Annotated in this window: 12 protein-coding genes and 3 pseudogenes; 8 read left to right on the forward strand and 7 right to left on the reverse strand. The window is 55.7% G+C overall.

The window, feature by feature from the left end; genetic code table 11:
• Positions 1-224: 224 nt before the first annotated feature.
• Positions 225-431: pseudogene (locus AC2FIT_RS20755) on the reverse strand (DDE-type integrase/transposase/recombinase); the annotation flags it as partial.
• A 23-nt stretch (positions 432-454) separates the two neighbouring features.
• Here AC2FIT_RS20755 and AC2FIT_RS20760 point away from each other — a divergent pair.
• Positions 455-643: pseudogene (locus tag AC2FIT_RS20760) on the forward strand (DDE-type integrase/transposase/recombinase); the annotation flags it as partial.
• A 53-nt stretch (positions 644-696) separates the two neighbouring features.
• Positions 697-841, forward strand: a pseudogene (locus AC2FIT_RS20765) (hypothetical protein); the annotation flags it as partial.
• Between the two features lie 250 nt (positions 842-1,091).
• Here the strand turns inward: AC2FIT_RS20765 and AC2FIT_RS20770 are convergent.
• The 3 genes from AC2FIT_RS20770 to AC2FIT_RS20780 are packed head-to-tail and all read right to left on the reverse strand — an operon-like array spanning position 1,092 to position 4,161.
• Positions 1,092-2,093, reverse strand: a complete 1,002-nt coding sequence (locus tag AC2FIT_RS20770) for a hypothetical protein (RefSeq protein ID WP_496832090.1) — start codon at positions 2,091-2,093, stop codon at positions 1,092-1,094.
• Positions 2,083-3,480, reverse strand: coding sequence for a sensor histidine kinase (locus AC2FIT_RS20775; protein ID WP_496832092.1), 1,398 nt, complete (start codon positions 3,478-3,480; stop codon positions 2,083-2,085). The genes AC2FIT_RS20770 and AC2FIT_RS20775 overlap by 11 nt, the downstream gene beginning before the upstream one ends.
• Positions 3,481-4,161 carry a response regulator transcription factor gene (locus tag AC2FIT_RS20780; RefSeq protein WP_496832094.1) on the reverse strand — a complete coding sequence of 227 codons (681 nt, stop codon included), beginning with the start codon at positions 4,159-4,161 and terminating at the stop codon, positions 3,481-3,483.
• Positions 4,162-4,286: 125 nt separating this feature from the next.
• On the opposite strand from AC2FIT_RS20780, the gene phnD reads away from it, so the two are divergent.
• The 4 genes from phnD (at position 4,287) to AC2FIT_RS20800 (ending at position 9,432) form a co-directional block, all read left to right on the forward strand.
• Positions 4,287-5,234 carry a phosphate/phosphite/phosphonate ABC transporter substrate-binding protein gene (gene phnD, locus AC2FIT_RS20785; protein WP_496832096.1) on the forward strand — a complete coding sequence of 316 codons (948 nt, stop codon included), beginning with the start codon at positions 4,287-4,289 and terminating at the stop codon, positions 5,232-5,234.
• A gap of 94 nt (positions 5,235-5,328) precedes the next feature.
• Positions 5,329-7,164, forward strand: coding sequence for an ABC transporter permease (locus AC2FIT_RS20790; protein ID WP_496832098.1), 1,836 nt, complete (start codon positions 5,329-5,331; stop codon positions 7,162-7,164).
• Between the two features lie 3 nt (positions 7,165-7,167).
• Positions 7,168-8,280 carry an ABC transporter ATP-binding protein gene (locus AC2FIT_RS20795; RefSeq protein WP_496832100.1) on the forward strand — a complete coding sequence of 371 codons (1,113 nt, stop codon included), beginning with the start codon at positions 7,168-7,170 and terminating at the stop codon, positions 8,278-8,280.
• A 24-nt stretch (positions 8,281-8,304) separates the two neighbouring features.
• Entirely contained in the window at positions 8,305-9,432 is a 1,128-nt protein-coding gene (locus tag AC2FIT_RS20800) for an ABC transporter substrate-binding protein (RefSeq protein WP_496832102.1), read from the forward strand.
• 108 nt (positions 9,433-9,540) lie between these two features.
• Here the strand turns inward: AC2FIT_RS20800 and AC2FIT_RS20805 are convergent, their stop codons facing one another.
• From AC2FIT_RS20805 to AC2FIT_RS20815, 3 genes are read right to left on the reverse strand one after another with little or no spacing between them, the layout of a single operon-like run.
• A complete protein-coding gene (locus AC2FIT_RS20805; RefSeq protein WP_496832104.1) occupies positions 9,541-10,155 on the reverse strand; it encodes an HAD family hydrolase in 615 nt (204 codons plus the stop codon).
• The gene (locus AC2FIT_RS20810) at positions 10,118-12,649 is read right to left on the reverse strand and encodes a sensor histidine kinase (protein WP_496832106.1); all 2,532 of its coding nucleotides are present in this window, start codon (positions 12,647-12,649) and stop codon (positions 10,118-10,120) included. The genes AC2FIT_RS20805 and AC2FIT_RS20810 overlap by 38 nt, the downstream gene beginning before the upstream one ends.
• Positions 12,646-13,401, reverse strand: coding sequence for a response regulator (locus tag AC2FIT_RS20815; RefSeq protein ID WP_496832108.1), 756 nt, complete (start codon positions 13,399-13,401; stop codon positions 12,646-12,648). Before AC2FIT_RS20815 ends, AC2FIT_RS20810 begins: the two co-directional genes overlap by 4 nt.
• 239 nt (positions 13,402-13,640) lie before the next feature.
• Here AC2FIT_RS20815 and AC2FIT_RS20820 point away from each other — a divergent pair, with 239 nt between their 5' ends.
• Together AC2FIT_RS20820 and AC2FIT_RS20825 are read left to right on the forward strand one after the other, a co-directional pair.
• A complete protein-coding gene (locus tag AC2FIT_RS20820) occupies positions 13,641-14,675 on the forward strand; it encodes an ABC transporter substrate-binding protein (protein ID WP_496832110.1) in 1,035 nt (344 codons plus the stop codon).
• 58 nt (positions 14,676-14,733) lie between these two features.
• The gene (locus AC2FIT_RS20825; RefSeq protein WP_496832112.1) at positions 14,734-16,890 is read left to right on the forward strand and encodes an ABC transporter permease; all 2,157 of its coding nucleotides are present in this window, start codon (positions 14,734-14,736) and stop codon (positions 16,888-16,890) included.
• Positions 16,891-16,893 lie beyond the last annotated feature (3 nt).

Raw genomic sequence — 16,893 nt, forward strand, 5'->3', positions numbered from 1 at the left:
AAGGGCCAAAAGCCCGGCGGGATAGGCGACCATGGCGATGGTGGAAAGCAGTGTGACCACCATGATGGTAAAAGACAAGTGTCGGTTGAGCCGCGCGGACGGTGACAACAGCCAGCCGACTCTTTCTAGCCTTAAGGAATTCCTTCGACAAGAAAATACAGGCTCTCGGCAAGGTTCTGTTGCAAATTTCTTTGAGGGCTGAATCGACGAAACGGGAGAAGCGGTTATCCCGCCAGCTGGATAAACTGCTGAAACGGACGGAGTCCGGGCGTGAATTGACCTTTGCGGATCATGTTGATCAGTTCTATGCCTGTCAGGACAGATGCGGCTGAAGCGAAAGAATTGAAGCCCAGCATGGGTCTGATCCTTCGTTTAACGCAACGGTGATCCTGTTCAATGATGTTATTGAGGTATTTCCGCCTGACCGATTCCGATCGAATTGGTGAGGCGAAGAAACTTGAATAATATCGTCGAGCAGGACCACTGTTTCATAAAGCGGCGCACTCGACCGATGTTGGGTTTCCAGGCCTTCGCTTCAAAAGTTGCAACGCTGGACGGAATCAAAGTCGCGAACATGATCCATAAGGGTCAGTTCACGCCCCGAATCTGTCCTCTTCGTCAATTCGCAGAACTGGCCGCTTAGCTCCACTGCAATCGCTAAAACAGGTCACCGTTCTCAAAAGACTGCAACAGAACCTCAAGGCAGTCATTGCCGAGACCTTTGAGCGTATCCACCGCTCAAACCTTGCGGGCATGGGGGTGATCCCTTTTGAGTTCCAGAACGGAGATACCCGCAGGACTCTGAACCTGAAAGGCGATGAGGTGGTCACCATTAAGGGCCGGAAGGCTGCTTACACTGAATCGCAGCGCCCCAGCCGATCAAACGCCGGTGACGCGCCGCCCACGACCTGATCAATACAATCTTCCGCACCCGTCGATATCGGCTCTCCACCATCTCATGCCGCCACGCCAGAGCCGATGCTTTCGACCTCTGGCAAATCCCTCTGCATTCGTGCCACGCATGGGCACATCAAGACGTCAACAACCCTTCCTGAATTGGCGTGACTTGGCCCAAGTCGCAGATTGAAAACCTATTGCCCCGTTACAGCTGGTAACCAGCTTTCAAGAACAGTTGTTTTCTTGAGGGGATCAAGAAACACCAGTAACTCCGGGCCCAGTTTCACGCGCTGAAATTCGTGGCGCCAAGACATCGTATTGGACTTTTTTCGATTTAAAGTGGGAAAATAAACCAACTCACTGCTGTGCCGAAGACGCGTGACAACATCCGCTACGGCACGCTTTTGCGCGGTCTGAGGCGCCACCGCTACCCAAGGCAAAGCCACCGTGTAATCTTCCATCGTTATGATTTCAAAGTCGTTAAGTTCGGCAAACGCCAGATGAGACAGTGGAACGTTGTAAGCCAAGTCGATTTGCCCGGCTTGCAGGGCCGCCGCGATTTCTTGGTTGGTTTCGAAAACGTGTGCGTTCAGATCGCCAATTGCTTGTGTGAGTTGCCAATAAAGAAGGGATCTCAGTTGATCCTGAACAGCAAAACCATAGCTTTGCGGCGCGGTGCCTATGTTTACCAGCCCGACCCTGTTTCGCAGTGTGTCTGCGTTGGCCTCAAGAAACCCAACCAACGCTTGCCTGTTCTTTGGCAAGTCCTGCAAATCCAGGCGATCGGCGCGCACAATTAATACAGCGGGGTCATAGAAAACGGCAAAAACTTCTTGCCGCCAATGGCTATCATGTGGCTGCGCCGGTAGGGCCGGAATACGGGCCAGATTGCCTTCGTTGGCGAGCTGCACGCCCAGATCCGGCGTCGGCAACAGCGCCATATCCATTGTGACCGGGCTGGGTTTTTCCCCTGCAAGCGCAGAGACAATGTCGCTCAGCCGCATTTGGGTATACCTGATATCCGTCCCGGCAGATCGTTCGTTTGCATGCGCGAACAGTGGTTCCAACAGAGAGGCCGGTGCCGTTCCTACGACCGAAAACGCGCCCCGAACGTTCTGCGCCGATACCGCCGAGGCCAAAAGTGCAGCAAGCGCCACTTGTATCAGCCACCGGCAAACTATTGATCTAATGCCCATACTTTTGCCTTGCTGCCGGCCATCTGGGCAAACGCACTTCTACCGTCAGCCCGCCTGCTTTTCTGTTGGTCAAGCGGATTTCACCGCCTACGGCCTCTATGATCTGGTGAACGATCGCAAGACCCAGACCCGAGCCATTCCTGGCCTCGGGCCCTTTCACGAATCTTTCAAAAACCTGGTCGCGCAGGTCTTTGGCAATCCCGTTTCCCCGGTCGCTGACTTGAATGATCACTTGATCGGCGCGGTCGCTCAGAACGATGGTGACTGGGTCTTTGCCGTGTTTGATCGCGTTGTCGACCAGGTTCTTGAGCAACTCTCCCAGCGCAACCGGATTGCAATGAATGGTAGTGTTCGCCAGTCTGCCGTATTCCAGCCGAAGAGTGGGGGCGACTGGCGTCTTCCACCACTCGCTGCGGACCCGACGCAGGACGTTGTTCGTTGCCTGTACAAGGTCCACGTGCTCAACAGCCCCGGACTCCATGGAATGCAGCAACCGTGCCTCTGTCATCAATTGGTCGACCAAGTCAGAGGCAACAACGGCATTCCAGTGAATGCGCTGAACATAGCCCTCATGTGGCGGCGGTGGCTTTCCATCCAGCGCCAGCTCGGACACTGCGCGCATCGCTGCCAACGGCGTTCTGAGTTGGTGCGCAGTATCGGCAGACAGACGGCGTAGCCCTGCCAGCGCGCCTTCGAGGCGTACCATGAAATTGTTGATCGCATCAACAAGCGCCTCAACCTCTGAGGGAACGCCCGGTTTGATTGGCGACAGATCTGCCGGACTGCGATTTTTAAGCATATTTTCAATACGATTGAGAGGTCGGAATGAGGATCGAATGGCCAAGATCAGAAGGGCTACGGCCACCAGGATCGCCGCAAATGCGGGGAACAACGCAAATCCCGCTATCCTGCGTGAAAGCAGATCACGTGCCTCACGTGTTTCACCTACAAAGACGTTGAACCACCCGCCTCCTGCTCGGCCCTGATGGTATTGCGCCACCTGCGCCACTCGAATTGTCTGACCCCTGTACGAACTGTCAAAAAATCGGGTTTGATCTTGGGCCAGCAAGTTTTGATCGATGCCCAGAACCGGGTTGCCTGTTACAAGCTCACCCTTGGGGTTCACTATACGATAGAAAATCCTGTTACGTCCCGACGTTCCAAGAATGGCAAATGACGCATATGGCAAATCCACACTGGCGTAGGTATCGCGCACCGTGATGGCCTCTGAAATCGAAAGTGCGGCGGCGCCAAGCACACGGTCATAAGCTTCATCTGCCGCACGTGTCGAAACCTTCAAAACAAACACGCCAGACATTAGCGTCAAAGCCGAGAACACAAGCGTGGAATAGCAAACCAGCCTTGCCTGTATCGAATTCAGCTTCATTCACGAACCATCGTCGCCAAGGTCCACCAATCGGTATCCAACCCCGCGCCGTGTAAGAATCTGTACGTTTGCACCAACCAGCTTTCGACGCAGCCTGGATACCAGCAATTCTATCGCATTTGGTGAACCCGCTTCGTCAAACCCGAAAAGTTTGGATACCAAACTTTCCTTGTTTTGCGTCTTGCCCTTGTTTTGCATCAGGTACTCAAGCAGCTGCAATTCCCGCCGCCCCACGTCCAGGGCTTCGCCATTCAACAGAACTGACCGGCTGGATTGATCAATCTGTAAACCGCCTACTTCCAGCACTGAATCCACCTGTCCCGTCTGACGGCGCGAGATCGCGCGCAGCCGCGCCTCGACCTCATCCAGGGCAAAAGGTTTTACCATGTAGTCATCCGCGCCCAAATCCAACATATCTATCTTGTCATGCAATTCGCCCCGCGCGGACAGAACAAGGATGGGGACTTCGATGTTGTCTTTCCGCAGCTTCGACATGACAGAAAAACCGTCTTTTCCCGGCAGGTTGATATCGAGCAACACGCAATCGTAATCGCCGGTCCGCGCAAGTTCGTACCCCTCGTTGCCATCAGGGGAATGGTCAACCATATTTCCACGGGATTTCAGGCGCTCTTTGACGGCGAACGCAACATCCTCGTTATCCTCGATCACTAAAACTTTCATTCTCAAGCTCCTTACTTGACAGGACTCTGACAGGTTAGCTGTGCATTATCCCATTCAATCACCATCGTAGCCGTGGAGCCAGAAATGCAGGTTGAACGCCCCGAATGTTAGCGCCACCAAAAATATTGCGCAATATTCTCCTTGGGTATTTCGCGCTTATCGCGGCAGTGACAGGCGGCGCAGCCGCAGCTGAGTGCGCAGAGAACGCTCAGTTGCTGTCGCGTTATTCGGATTTGGATTGTGATCTTCTTGCCGATCCGCCCGCAAAAAATTCGGCTTTGCGCGATCCGGGAACGTTGGTTTGGGCCTATGCACCAATCGAAGATCCCACGATCTATGCGGAACTCTTCCGTCCGTTTACGCAGCATCTAAAGGAATGCACCCAGCGCCAGATTATTTACTATCCGGTGCAGTCCGAAGAAGCCCAGATCGCTGCCTTGCAGCGCGGGCCACTGCATTTTGCAGGGTTCGGGACGGGGGCAACAGTGGCCGCCGTCCGGCAAGCAGGAGCACATCCTTTTGCGGCGAAGGGTACTGAAAGTGGCGTTCGACGCTACACCTCGATTGCGATTGTGCGAAGTTCCAGCGCCTTCACATCCCTGAAAGAGCTTGGTGGTCACAGGATTGCGCATACCTCTTATCAATCGAACTCCGGTCACAGTTCAGCCCTGCACTATTTCCCTGAAAACGATCTGACACCATTTGAGGACTACACCCCCATAATGACCGGCGGGCACGGTCAATCCATCCTGGGCCTGCTCAGCGGCGACTACGACATGGCGGTTGTGGCGTCAGATGTATTTGAACGCATGGCCAAGCGCGGCCGGATTGACCGCGCAGATTTCAGAGTCCTGTTCACCAGCCCTTCTTTCCCAACATCCTCGTTCGCCTATGCCCATGATCTGGAGCCAAGTTTGAAGGACACGCTGCGCGAATGCTTCTTTTCCTTCGAGTTCTCGCCCCTAATGGTCGAAGAATTCCAGGGCGATACCCGATTTGTACCTGTGAGTTACCAAAAGGATTGGCTGTCCGTGCGTGCAGTTTTGGAAAGTGGCATCGCCATGCAGAACTAATCCGTCCCGTCCACTTACCCTCACTCCCTGATGCTTAAAGCAGTGCTGCGGCGCTGGCGGGGATCATTTGTCATGATTCTAAGGAAAACCATTCGTGAGCCATCCTGAAGTTCCACTAGAAACCAGACCCGGGCTGCGTCGCCAACTGCGTAAAACCCTCTACAAGTCCAGATCCTGGGCCACGAATCCAACAGTTGCTCTGGGTGTGGTGCTTACCATTCTGGCCGCCTATTTGATCCTGGCCCCGGTGCTATTGATGCTTTGGGATGCGATCACTGTCGACTTTGCCGACCAGATCAGAACCGGCAAATCTGCTGGCGAATTGACGACCTACTATTTCGAGCGCGCGCTGCTTTCCCCGATCTCTACTTATATCTTCTGGAAACCGCTCGTGAATACGGCGCTTGTTTCCGTGTCCGTCATCATTGTGACGCTTGTTGTCGGGGGCTTGCTTGGCTGGCTGGTAAGCCGCACCGATCTTCCGGGCCGCAGCTGGTTCTCAACCGCGCTGATTGTTCCTTACATGGTGCCGTCCTGGACTTTCGCGCTGGCATGGATGGCGATTTTCCGAAACCGGAAGCTGGGCGGTCCGTCAGGCTGGTTGGAAAGCATGGGTTTCACACCCCCGGATTGGCTGGCCTATGGCTTTTTGCCAATCACCGTTATCCTCGCCCTTCACTATGTGCCGTTTGTCATACTGCTTGTGGGTAACGCCCTGAAGCAATTTGACAGCCAGCTGGAAGAGGCCGCGCGGACCTTGGGCGCCAACCCGATGTTGGTCGCGCGCAAGGTGATCTTCCCCCTGCTGCGCCCTTCGATCATCTCGGCCTCGACACTGGTTTTTGCAAAATGCCTGGGGGATGTCGGGGTCACCTACATCAGTGGTGCCCCGGTTAAACTGGATCTGCTGTCAACTTCCTTGCTCAGAACGATTTCGACGGGTCAAGCCGGAATGTCGGCTGTTCTAGCTGGCGCGATTGTCATCTTGGGGGCCACGTCGGTTTTGATCGACATGAAGCTTCTGAAATCTGCCCAGCGGTTCGTTACCATCGGGTCCAAAGGGTCGCTACACCGCATCAGCGAGCTTAACAGATGGCGCCTGCCTGCGTTTTGTTTCGCCGGTTTCTTCGTATTGATCAGCGCCGTCATCCCGCTGGGGGCATTGTTCCTGACCACCGTGATGCACATGCCGGGCGTGTTCGAGATGGAGAATTTTACGCTCGATTACTGGATTGGGCGTGATCTTCTGACAACGGCGATGCCGCAAGGTCTGCTTCTTACCCAGGACTTCTGGGTTGCCGCCTGGAATACGGTCTGGATGGTTGGACTGGCCTCTATTGGCGCTGGATTGCTGGGCTTGGTGGTGGGTTACATCGTGGTCCGCTCTCCGTTTTTGTTTCTTGGGTCCTTCCTGAAACAAGTCACCTTCTTACCTTATCTTGTGCCGGGCGTGGCGTTTGCTGCTGCTTACCTGTCGATGTTTGCCGTACCGCGTGGCCCCGTACCCTCGCTTTATGGCACTGAATACATCCTGGTCATTGCGCTGCTGGCAAGCCAGATGCCCTTTGCGTCTAGGGCTGGCATCGCCGCCATGATGCAAATGGGTCGCGATCCCGAAGAGGCAGCCCAGATCGCCGGTGCCGGGTGGTGGCGACGTGCAATCACTGTCGTCCTGCCCATCCACCGTGGTGCCCTGGTTTCCGGAATCCTGCTGCCCTTCATCTCGGGGATAAAAGGGCTGAGCCTGGTCATTCTTCTGGCCGTCCCGGGCACTGATCTTTTGACAACTTACGCGGTTCGCCTGGTGGACTTTGGATACACCCAGGCGGCGAACGCAATCGCAATCATGATCTGCCTGATTGCCTTCACCGGAACATGGCTTGGCCAAAAGGTCGGAAAAAGCAATCTCAGCAGTGGTCTCGGAGGATAACGGATGACCAGTATTCACATACGTGATGTCAACAAAGCATACACACAAGGCAGCACCCGCGCTGTCGCCGACTTGAACCTGGAAATCCCAACGTCCGAATTTCTTTGTCTGCTTGGGCCGTCCGGCTGCGGCAAATCGACGACCCTGCGCATGATAGCGGGTCTTGAAAACCTGTCTTCCGGCGAAATCGCGATCGGGGGCAAGGTCGTTGATTCCAACGCTCAAGGCATTTTCGTACCACCGGAAAAGCGCGATCTGGGAATGGTGTTTCAGAACTATGCCCTGTGGCCGCATATGACGATTGAGGACAACATCGAGTTCGGCCTGAAGATCAAGAAAACACCGGCCTACCAGCGCAAATCCATCATTGACACCGTCCTGAGAAAACTGGGTATCGAGAAATACCGAAACCGATATCCGTCCGAGGTTTCAGGTGGCCAGCAGCAACGGGTTGCGCTTGCCCGCATGATCGCGGTCAGCCCAGAAGTCATACTTCTGGATGAACCTTTGTCCAATCTGGACGCGAAACTGCGTTTGGATATGCGCGCCGAACTCAAGCGCATTCATGCAGAGCTTGGGTCAACCTTCGTTTTCGTGACCCATGATCAGTGGGAGGCGATGACGTTGGCGACGAAGATCGCCGTGATGAACGAAGGGCGGCTTCAGCAAATTGGCACACCCGAAGACATCTATGATCGCCCGGCAAACCGCTTTGTTGCAGAGTTCGTCGGGACTTTTCCAATCAATATCATCGAGTTGGCGACATTGGAAAATCCCGCGATTGGAAACTGGCTGGATGAGAACCTGGCACTTGTGTCTTTGTCAGAGAGCATCGTCAGCTCTGTCGGTATTCGCCCGGAAACAATAAACCTCGTACCCGAAGGCAGTGTGCCTACCGACGACAGCCCTACGTGTACGGCACAAATCGTCGATCTCGTCCCAACAGGCGGTACCTGGATCATCGAACTCAACATCTCGGGCTATCGGCTGTTCGCGCTGAAAGCCCACGTGCGGGGATTGGAGTTGGAGCAAACAGTTCAGCTGTCAATCAACAGGGATGACCTGCACGCGTTTGATGCCGAAGGAGATCGGCTCAACCCGAGATCCACAAATTAACCAACGTCAACAGAGGAGAACGACGTGAACACCAAGACTTTGAAACTTTCCGGGGCAGTGTTGGCCGCGCTTGCTGCCACGCCCGCTGTACAGGCAGCAGAACTGGGCATTTCGGATGAAGACTATTCGCTTGAGGCTTTGATTGAAGCCGCCAAGAATGAACCGCCGATCATCGTTGTCGACGCCACCGGCAAAATCAAGACGATGGCTGAAAACTTCACCGCGCTTTACGGGATCGAAGCCACGGGCGTCAAACTCGGCGGTCAGGAGCAAGAGCTGATCCTTAACCGCGAAGCCGCAGCTGGCAACGTCACGCATGATGTTTTCAACATGAGCAACCTACCGTCGGTGACCACGCAAATTCTGCCGACCGGTGCAGGCGTCAGCTGGATGCCACCCGATCTTGTTGATACCACACCGGCCATCTACCAAACCCCGGCGGTGACAAGCTTGAACCCGTGGGTCTGGTCCTACAACACCGAGAAATACGGCGAGACTTGCCCGGTCTCAAACATCTGGGAACTGACCGAACCGGAATGGGCTGGCCGTGTCAGCATTCCGGATCCGTTGTTGCGTAACGAAACGATGTTCTGGTTCAATCAACTGGAAACCCACAATGACGACGCGATGCGCGAGGCTTACCAGGCCCATTTCGGCACTGATCTGCCGGATGACGTCCAGAGCGCGACAAGTGAATGGGTCAAGCGGTTCGCTGAAAACGGCCCGAACGTCACTCGCAAAGACAGCGAAGTTGGGCCCGCCGTTGGTACGCCCGGTCTTGAGGATCCGCACTTTGGCTTCGTCAGTACGGCAATCTTCCGTGCGAAATATGGCTACGAGATGGGGATCTGCGGTGGGATGGAACCGTTTGCCGGGCAACTGACCCCGCGCGTGGCTGTGATCGCCAGCGGCACAGACAGCCCGAACGCCGCAAAACTCTTCGTACATTTCATGATGCGTGGAGAGGGCATGGAACCTCAGCTGATAGACGGTAAAATCGCGACCAACATCAATACCCCCATGCCCGAAGCAGAAGGCTCCGGCGTTACCAACTATGTAGATCAGCTACATGTGACGAATTCGGCCACAACGGACCAAGATTACCTGAAACTACAAGACTGGCAGGATCTCTGGACTGTTCACTCTCGTTAATCGGGAAACCGTGCCACCGCTTGGGCGCGGTGGCACGGGCTTGGCGCTGAAAGCAGATAAAGGCCGAAGGCTCAAACCGTCGGCAAGACGCGTTTGCCCTTTTTTGTATCAATCCAGAATCGGCATCGGCCCAAGATCTTCCAACTTTTGCACTGCATCTTTTCGACGAACGTCCACAACGTCCATTCCCGCAGCGATCGCTGCAGCCACCCCTTGATCACTGTCTTCCAGAACCAGGCAAGTGGCAGGATCCACAGCTAACCGGTTTGCCGCCAGCAAGAACATGTCAGGCGCTGGCTTTGGTAACGGCACGTCATCGACAGAGACGACCGTGTCGAACAGGGGCAGAATCTGGGATTGGCTCAGCAGCGCGGTGACGACCCTGCGTTCGCTATTGGTCACGACGGCAATGGGAATATGCCCTGCACAGCGTCGTGCCAAATCATAAACCGGGGGATTGGGACAAGCCAGCCCAGCCATCGCAAGTGTATTTCCGATACTCCCCGTGCACATTTTGGCGACATCCAATTCAAGGGCGAATTCGCGGTTGAAGGCTGTCAGCAAGTCATGGCGTCCCAAGCCGGTGCGGGCCAGGTACCAATCCTTTGGAAGCCTCGCGCCCTCATTCGCTATCGCTTTTTCAATCGCCTTGAAATGGAGGTCAGCCGTCAGCAGCAATGTGCCATCACAGTCGAACAGAACCGCTTGTGGTTGCCGTGTCATCAATATTTCCTAGGTTGGTGGTCAAAGTATCAAAAGCTTGGACCAGATTTTGCGCCGTCAGGGGTTTTTCTATTACGGCCAATCGGTTCCCATATCGCGGGGTCAAAGGCGTGACGTCCGGTAAATGACCCGATACCACAATCGCGAGCGACGTCTTCGAGGCGGAAAGAACAGCTTGCGCCAATCGCCAGCCTTCAATCCGACCATGCAGGTTCAAGTCGGTCAGTATGAGATCGGGGCAATCTTGCGCGATTTGTTCCAAAGCCTGACCCGCATCATCAAAAGCTGCCAGGTTGTTCGCGGCACCTTTCAGCAGATCATAAGCATAGGCCATGTCTGCAGTGTCGTCTTCCACAAGAAACACGTTCTCAAATTGCGGCAACCGAATGTTTTGTGCATCTTCTGCAGGTCGTGCTTGCAAGGGTAAGGACAGGCTTACACTCGTACCCTCACCGGGGCTAGAGTCGATGTGAACATCCCCTCCGGACTGACCAATGAAGCCATACACCATGGCAAGCCCCAGCCCGGTGCCGGTGCCATCCGCTCGTGCTGTGAAGAAAGGTTCCATCGCGTGGGACAAGATATCCTGTGACATGCCAACGCCATTATCGGTCACGATGACGCGCGCAAGGCCATCGTGAACATCGACCGCAACCGACACACGTCCTGTCCCGGCAATGGCTTGTCCCGCGTTCAGGCAAAGGTTCAGAATGGCGCTTTCCATCTGTCCTGGATCAACCCTTACCCATAGAGCAGTTGGGTGGAGACAAAGCTCCAGTTCAACCTCATCTGACAGGGCAAAGCCGACAAGATCGCCCATGCCCTCGACCAGAGCATTCAGTTCAACTGTCTCAGGTTCAAGCTGCTGGCGCCGCGCAAATGACAGTAGCCGCTGCGTGAGTGAAGTGCCGAGTTCTACGGCACTGACAACCATTTGACGCAGTTCGCTCTGCCGTTCGGGCGCGGCGGTTTCCATCAAGTGCAAACTGCCGGAAATAGTGGACAGTATGTTTCCGAAATCATGCGCCACTTCTCCGGACACCTTACCAAGCGCTTCTATACGGTGAATCTGTTGAAGGCGTTTTTCCACCTGCCGCCGTTCCGTCGCCTCGGAAATCAGCACAACGGATTGCCCACCCGGAAGGGCACTTTCGCGCAACTCAGCATAGTGATACGGGCCAAGAAAAAGTTCAGCATAGCCGCTGGGCCCGACGGTCGTCGTCCACCCCGCTGCGGCGATAACATCCCGCAAGCAGGGCCGCCCCGACAGCTGATCTTGCCCTACGCGTAACACTTCACTCATGCGTTGGTTGGATGTCAGAACGGTCCCTTGGTCGGACAGGATCGCCACCCCGTCACTAATTCCTTCCATCATGTTGTCGAACAACGCCGTTCGCCGCGCCATTTGCCGGCTTGACCGGTCAAGTCGCAAGGCATTTGCGCGAAAGAAACGAAAGGCGTGAAGCAGCTTTCCGATCTCGTCCCCCGATCCCTCGCCGCGTGGCAGACGGGTTTGACGATCTCCCGAGGCCAAGCGTATCATCGCATTGGAAATGGCGCGTAAATTCGCGGTAACGTAACCCGATACATACAACGCTGCGACAAGCGCCAAGATCGCGCTGCACAACCCGACAACCAGGATCGTGCTTTTTGTGAATCCAATCGCCGTTGTGGCCCGGTTTCGTTCGATAGCAATCGTGTTCTGCGCATCATTGGTGACAGAGACGGCATAAGCCGTAGCGGTAGCGGCCCCCTCGCGAATGCGTACCAGTGCCGCTTCGGCGCGAAGCTGGCTTGCCAATTCCAACCTGCGCAACTCGAACAGCCCATCGGGGCCAATAGCGATATCGCTCAACCGATTTTGTTGGGTATTAATCTCGGCCGTGGTTGCGGATGTGTTTTTGGATGACAACGCCAAGTATTCGCGATGAAACTCTCCGACGCCGATCAGGTTTTCGGCGCGTCCGGCCCCTAGCAGGGCCGCGACCTGCCGCTGCAACGCCAACCAATCCTGTCTTTCGGTCAATGGTGTGTCCAAGCGGGCCGAACGTGCCGCAAAGCGCCGTTCGGCTCGTGCCAATTCGGCATTGACCCGCAGGGTTGCGTCGCGCAGCCCTGCAGACAGACGTGTTTCGCGGACGACCTGCCTGATTGCCAGTCGTGTCCTCTGCATCTGGTCCCGCAAGCGCGCGCTATGAGGAAGCCCTGACGTGATTGCATCGACCAGAGCGGTGGCTTGCTCGCCGACTGTGCTTATCCGATAAGTGCTGTCCAAAGTCAGCAAGTAAGGGGCCAATGTAGCCAGATCAGCCGCCTGCCGCGACAATGTCAGAGCGCGATCAACCTCGGTTAGGGTACCGCCATGCAACCGATCCAGTCGATCGGCCCCATTCGTCAGGCCGACCCATGCAATCGCACCAATGGTCAATGTTGCTGCGGCCAGGAGTGTCAGCGCCAGCAACAGCCGAGCGCGAACAGAAATTCGTCGCTTCATGTTTTCGAGGTTACGAATATGTAACCGCGACCTCGTCTGGTCTGAAGATGAACAGGTTTGGATGGCACTGGTTCGATCTTGCGGCGCAGACGTAAGATCAACACATCAATTGTACGGTCCATATACAACGAAATGTCGTTGCCAAGTTCCATCAGCAGGTCAGCCCGCGAGATGACTTGATCAGGGTGAAGTACAAAATGGTTCAGCAACTTATATTCGGCGTTGGTCAGCGGTATTTCGTTGCCATCCGGTCCAAACAATTCCCGCCGTGTCAGATCAAGATGCAGGTCACCGAAACTGCAAATACGGTTTCCGGACCGATCCGTCGGCACCATGGCCGGATGACCAGATCGGCGCAGCACGGCGCGCACCCGTGCGATCAGCTCGCGTGGGTTGAATGGCTTCATCATGTAATCATCAGCCCCGGTTTCCAGGCCAATGATCTTGTCCATCTCATCTCCGCGTCCTGTGAGCATCACGACAGGGACGCCAAAGCGTTCGCGAATGCGCAACGCCAGGGCAAGGCCGTTTTCACCGTGCAAGCGTAAATCAACCAATGCCAAATCGACGCCAGGCGCTGGTCCAAGATCAAAAAACGAAGCACCATCCGGTAAGGCCACCGGTATGAACCCACTGTCCTCAAGCAAAGCGGCAACTGTGTGGCGCAGGTCTGCATCATCATCGATAACCGCAACGACCGGGTGAGCTGCGTCCCCACGCGCCAGAGTCTCTGGCCTGGCGTTTGTGAGCATTACTTTTCCTCCTGGAACGAAGTTATGTGCTTTGCACCAATGTTCCAATCAAGTAATCGTGCCAGAGAACCCGTATCATGTTTCAAATGTTAACGGCCATCGTGCCAGATTGTAACACTGTTCATATTTCTTTCCCTCACGTGCAATGCTGTTAATACAAGAACGCTCGTGCACTAGCGGTGTCTGTGCAACCTTCACCGGCGTAGACCCATTCGGGAAACCACCAGGGAGGAAAAAGAATGAAAGCGCAGAAACTTACGCTCAGCGCTCTTGCACTGACCGCAGGGCTTGGCGCCACTGCCGCGTATTCGCAGGCATTAAATGTCGTTTGCTCGAATGAACAGTCATGGTGTGATCTCATGGCACAGAACTTTGAGATCGATACCGGGATTGACACCGCCATCGTGCGCAAATCCACGGGCGAAGTTCTGGCGCAAGTTCGGGCCGAGGCCGGGAACCCCAAGATTGATGTCTGGTGGGGCGGCACCGGCGACCCCCATTTAATCGCTGCGAACGAGGGGCTTACCGTGGCCTCTGGCGTAGATACGTCCGGCTTGCTTGGATGGGCGCGGAACATGGAAGAGATGACAGAGGGCCGTGCCATTGGCGTTCACGTGGGTCTGCTGGGTATGCTCTACAACACCGAAGTTCTGAGCGACAAAGGCATACCTGCTCCGGCTTGCTGGCGCGATCTGGCAAAGAGCGAATACAAGGGCGAGGTCACTGTGGCGAACCCGCAATCCTCGGGTACAGCCTACACGCAACTTGCCACGCTAGTGCAGCTGTTTGGCGAAGACGAGGCGTTCAGCCTGCTGAGCGACATTGGCGCAAACGTAAACCAGCACACCAAATCTGGCTCGGCGCCGGGCAAGATGGCAGCGCGCGGCGAAACCACCATCGCGGTCGGGTTCATGCATGACATGGTTAACCTGAAAAAACAGGGCTTCCCGGTTGAGATCGTGTCGCCCTGTGAAGGAACCGGTTACGAGGTCGGTGCTGTATCGGTCATAAACGGAACGCCGCACATGGAAGAAGCGAAACAGTGGGTTGAATACGTAATCAGTGCAGAGGCGCAGTCGCGTGGGCTGGAAGTCGGGGTTTTCAACATACCCTCGAACGCTGAATCGGCAACCGACCCAGATGCACCGGACATGGCGGCCGTCAAGTTGATCGACTACGACTTTGCGACCTACGGCTCTGCCGAAACGCGAGGTCGCCTTCTTGAACGCTGGGGCGCGGAAGTGAAAGCCAAGGGCGGCAACTTCGAAGAATAATCTGAAATGGCCTGCCCGTTGATCGGGTGGGCCACCACTGGACTTCGGGAATTTCAAAATGCGACGCACGGCGGGGCTATGGCTTTTGGCCGGGGTGCTGGGCTATGCCCTGCTGCCCTGGTACGTGACGATGGGCGGGTTTTGGTCGTTTGGCTGGCTAAGCGGCCTTGCCGACGGTGAAGTGTCGGCTTTGGTCTGGACGTTGGTAGGCCGTCCCTGGCTTGTCGCACCGCTGGCTGGCTTCGCGGTCGCGGCTCTGTCGCTGAGGTTCGCCCGCTCAGGGCTGAGCATGGCCCGCGGGCTGGTTTTCGGCGGGGGTCTTGGCCTGTTCCTGATGATTGCCCAGGGCTTATTGATCCTCGGAAATGGATCGCGTCTGGGGGTTCTGGACGGGTTCACTCAGCCAGGTATCGGCGCGGGCGGCTTTGTCACCGCCGCATCGCTGTTGTTTATCGCCACGACTGGTATTTCGGGCCTTGGACGTGGACGCGGCGATGCTTTCATCACCGGCCTTGTCGGCGGCATAGTCGCCTTGGTTGCGGTTTTCGTGCTGTATCCGATGCTGTTCATCCTGATCCGTGCGTTCGAACTGCGCGACGGGGCTGGATTGGGCGTGTCCGAATTCCTGCCAAGGTTTTTTGCGCCAGAAATCTGGTCGCTTGCGTGCCTGACAGGCCGTGGGTTTTGCGGCGCGGCCGTCAATTCGACCCTGCTGGGCCTTGCCACGGCAACCGGCACAATGCTGTTGGGACTGGCCTTCGCGCTTATTTTTACGCGCACTGCTTTTCCGGCAAAGCGTCTGCTTCGCGTGCTGACGGTTCTGCCCATCATAACACCGCCCTTCGTGATCGGGCTGGTGCTGATCTTGCTTCTTGGACGGTCGGGTACAATAACGGAGTTTTTCGCCGATGCATTCGGATGGGAAAAAACCCGGTGGCTTTACGGTTTCTGGGGTGTGTGGCTAGCACAGATGCTGTCGTTCACTCCAATTGCATTCCTCGTTCTGATCGGAGTGGTCGAAGGCATCAGCCCGTCCATGGAAGAGGCGAGCCAGACGCTGGACGCTAACCGGTGGCAAACGTTCCGAAACATCAGCCTTCCCCTGATGCGACCGGGCCTGGCAAACGCATTTCTTCTGGGGTTCATCGAAAGTGTCGCGGACTTCGGGAATCCACTTGTTCTGGGTGGCAACTTCAATGTGCTGTCGACTGAGATTTACTTTGCAATCGTCGGTACCGTGGCAGACCCTGCAAAAGCAGCGATCCTTTCAATGATCCTGCTGTCACTGACGTTGATCGCCTTTGTTGCGCAACGCCGCTGGTTGGGAAAAAAGAACTATGCCACGGTTACCGGAAAGGCTGATTCCGGACGCCATGCTGCGTTAAACCCAGCACTGCGCTGGACGTGCTACCTGGTTGCGCTGCCTTGGGCGGTCTTTACTCTGGTTCTGTACGTGCTCATCATTTTTGGCAGTTTCGTCAAGCTCTGGGGATATGACCACACGCTGACACTGGAACATTACCATCGGGCATTTGGCATCGTGGTTCGCAATGGCATCCACTTTACAGGAGCAGCCTGGGACAGTTTTGTCACCACGCTGTCCATCGCTGCCATCGCCGCCCCCCTTACCGCCGCTGTCGGACTGGCTACGGCCTATCTGCTGGTTCGGCAAAACTTCAAGGGAAAAGACGCGTTTGAATTCTCGACCATGCTGTCTTTCGCAATTCCCGGCACAGTGATTGGCGTGGCCTATGTCATGGCTTTCAACTTTCCGCCGATCGAGCTGACGGCCACCGGTCTGATCCTGGTTATCGTGTTTGTCTTTCGTAACATGCCGGTCGGCGTGCGCGGCGGTATCGCAGCGATGAGTCAACTGGATAAATCATTGGACGAAGCGTCAATAACGATGGGCGCAAACTCCGCGACAACGCTGCGCAGGGTCATCCTGCCCTTGATGGGCCCAGCCATCCTGGCCGCCTTGACCTATAGCTTTGTAAGGGCAATCACGTCGGTTTCAGCTGTCATCTTCCTGGTGTCCGCGCGATACAACATGGCAACATCCTTCATCGTGGGACGGGTCGAGAATGGCGAATATGGCATAGCCATCGCTTATTCGGCTGTCCTGATTGTAACGATGCTGGCAGCAATCCTAATCCTTCAATTTGTAATCGGGCGCCGCCGGCTTCGTCGCACCGACCGTATCGAGACCGCATGACTG

Source organism: Ruegeria sp. YTSA135 (genome assembly GCF_059610165.1).

Bases quoted from the DNA above. Each gene is read 5' to 3' on its own strand.
- AC2FIT_RS20770 (WP_496832090.1), bottom strand. From the start codon at position 2,093: ATGGGCATTAGATCAATAGTTTGCCGGTGGCTGATACAAGTGGCGCTT.
- AC2FIT_RS20775 (WP_496832092.1), bottom strand. From the start codon at position 3,480: ATGAAGCTGAATTCGATACAGGCAAGGCTGGTTTGCTATTCCACGCTT.
- AC2FIT_RS20780 (WP_496832094.1), bottom strand. From the start codon at position 4,161: ATGAAAGTTTTAGTGATCGAGGATAACGAGGATGTTGCGTTCGCCGTC.
- AC2FIT_RS20795 (WP_496832100.1), top strand. From the start codon at position 7,168: ATGACCAGTATTCACATACGTGATGTCAACAAAGCATACACACAAGGC.
- AC2FIT_RS20805 (WP_496832104.1), bottom strand. From the start codon at position 10,155: ATGACACGGCAACCACAAGCGGTTCTGTTCGACTGTGATGGCACATTG.
- AC2FIT_RS20810 (WP_496832106.1), bottom strand. From the start codon at position 12,649: ATGAAGCGACGAATTTCTGTTCGCGCTCGGCTGTTGCTGGCGCTGACA.
- AC2FIT_RS20815 (WP_496832108.1), bottom strand. From the start codon at position 13,401: ATGCTCACAAACGCCAGGCCAGAGACTCTGGCGCGTGGGGACGCAGCT.
- AC2FIT_RS20820 (WP_496832110.1), top strand. From the start codon at position 13,641: ATGAAAGCGCAGAAACTTACGCTCAGCGCTCTTGCACTGACCGCAGGG.
- AC2FIT_RS20825 (WP_496832112.1), top strand. From the start codon at position 14,734: ATGCGACGCACGGCGGGGCTATGGCTTTTGGCCGGGGTGCTGGGCTAT.